Genomic DNA, 2,566 nt, shown 5'->3' with positions numbered 1-2,566 from the left:
GATAGCCCCGTAGTCGAAAATCTGATCATGTGAAATCGAGTAGGTCGGGGCACGAGAAACCTTGACTGAAGACGGGGGGACCATCCTCCAAGGCTAAATACTCCTGGCTGACCGATAGTGAACCAGTACCGTGAGGGAAAGGCGAAAAGAACCCCGGAGAGGGGAGTGAAATAGATCCTGAAACCGTGTGCGTACAAGCAGTAGGAGCAGACTTGTTCTGTGACTGCGTACCTTTTGTATAATGGGTCAGCGACTTATATTCAGTGGCGAGGTTAACCGTATAGGGGAGCCGTAGGGAAACCGAGTCTTAACTGGGCGACACAGTCGCTGGATATAGACCCGAAACCGAGCGATCTATCCATGAGCAGGGTGAAGGTTGAGTAACATCAACTGGAGGCCCGAACCAGGATCTGTTGAAAAAGATTTGGATGACTTGTGGATCGGAGTGAAAGGCTAATCAAGCTCGGAGATAGCTGGTTCTCCTCGAAAGCTATTTAGGTAGCGCCTCACGTAGTACCGCCGGGGGTAGAGCACTGTTTCGGCTAGGGGGTCATCCCGACTTACCAACCCGAGGCAAACTCCGAATACCGGTGAGTAACGCGTGGGAGACACACGGCGGGTGCTAACGTCCGTCGTGAAAAGGGAAACAACCCAGACCGTCAGCTAAGGTCCCGAAATCCTGGTTAAGTGGGAAACGATGTGGGAAGGCTCAGACAGCTAGGAGGTTGGCTTAGAAGCAGCCATCCTTTAAAGAAAGCGTAATAGCTCACTAGTCGAGTCGGCCTGCGCGGAAGATGTAACGGGGCTAAACCAGGTACCGAAGCTACGGGTTCATTCTTAGGAATGAGCGGTAGAGGAGCGTCGTGTACGCCAATGAAGGTGGATTGAGAAGTCTGCTGGAGGTATCACGAGTGCGAATGCTGACATGAGTAACGATAAAGGGTGTGAAAAACACCCTCGCCGGAAGACCAAGGGTTTCTGTTCGACGCTAATCGGAGCAGAGTGAGTCGGCCCCTAAGGCGAGGCCGAAAGGCGTAGTCGATGGGAAACGGGTCAATATTCCCGTACCGGACATGGTTGCGATGGGGGGACGAAGAAGGCTAGGTGAGCCAGGCGTTGGTTGTCCTGGTGAAAGTGAGTAGGCTGAGAGTTTAGGTAAATCCGGACTCTTTTAAGGCCGAGACACGAGATGAACTGACCACGGTCAGGAAGTCACTGATGCCACGCTTCCAGGAAAAGCCTCTAAGCTTCAGATCATGTGCGACCGTACCCCAAACCGACACAGGTGGTCAGGGAGAGAATCCCAAGGCGCTTGAGAGAACTCGGGTGAAGGAACTAGGCAAAATGGTGCCGTAACTTCGGGAGAAGGCACGCCGGCATAGGGTGATGGAACTTGCTTCCTAAGCCCGAACCGGTCGAAGATACCAGGTGGCTGCAACTGTTTATTAAAAACACAGCACTCTGCTAACGCGCAAGCGGACGTATAGGGTGTGACGCCTGCCCGGTGCCGGAAGGTTAAATGATGGTGTTAGCCGCAAGGCGAAGCTCTTGATTGAAGCCCCGGTAAACGGCGGCCGTAACTATAACGGTCCTAAGGTAGCGAAATTCCTTGTCGGGTAAGTTCCGACCTGCACGAATGGCGTAATGATGGCCACGCTGTCTCCACCCGAGACTCAGTGAAATTGAAATCGCCGTGAAGATGCGGTGTACCCGCGGCTAGACGGAAAGACCCCGTGAACCTTTACTATAGCTTCACACTGGACGCTGATGTTGCCTGTGTAGGATAGCTGGGAGGCTTTGAACTTTGGACGCCAGTTCGAAGGGAGCCAACCTTGAAATACCAGCCTGGCATCATTGGCGTTCTCACTTAGGTCCGTTATCCGGATCGAGGACAGTGTGTGGTGGGTAGTTTGACTGGGGCGGTCTCCTCCTAAAGAGTAACGGAGGAGCACGAAGGTACCCTCAGCACGGTCGGACATCGTGCATTGAGTGCAAGAGCATAAGGGTGCTTGACTGCGAGACAGACACGTCGAGCAGGTGCGAAAGCAGGTTCTAGTGATCCGGTGGTTCTGTATGGAAGGGCCATCGCTCAACGGATAAAAGGTACTCCGGGGATAACAGGCTGATACCGCCCAAGAGTTCACATCGACGGCGGTGTTTGGCACCTCGATGTCGGCTCATCACATCCTGGGGCTGAAGTCGGTCCCAAGGGTATGGCTGTTCGCCATTTAAAGTGGTACGCGAGCTGGGTTTAGAACGTCGTGAGACAGTTCGGTCCCTATCTGCCGTGGGCGTTGGATGTTTGAGAAGGGCTGCTCCTAGTACGAGAGGACCGGAGTGGACGACCCTCTGGTGTTCCGGTTGTCACGCCAGTGGCATTGCCGGGTAGCTATGGTCGGACGGGATAACCGCTGAAAGCATCTAAGCGGGAAGCCCCCTTCAAGATGAGACATCCCTGAGGCCTAGAGCCTCCTGAAGGGCCCAGCGAGACCAGCTGGTTGATAGGCACGGTGTGGAAGCGCTGCAAGGTGTTGAGCTAACGTGTACTAATGGCCCGTGAGGCTTG

The 2,566-nt window shown here is 54.2% G+C and carries 1 rRNA gene; it reads left to right on the top strand.

The annotated features are described in order from the left end of the window. Positions 1 to 2,565 (top strand): 23S ribosomal RNA (locus KUC_RS18930); the annotation flags it as partial. Between the last annotated feature and the right edge of the window lies 1 nt (position 2,566).

This window comes from Vreelandella boliviensis LC1 (assembly GCF_000236035.1).
In the GTDB taxonomy this organism is placed as follows: Bacteria; Pseudomonadota; Gammaproteobacteria; order Pseudomonadales; family Halomonadaceae; genus Vreelandella; species Vreelandella boliviensis.
This window is presented reverse-complemented; position numbering and strand designations above follow the sequence as displayed.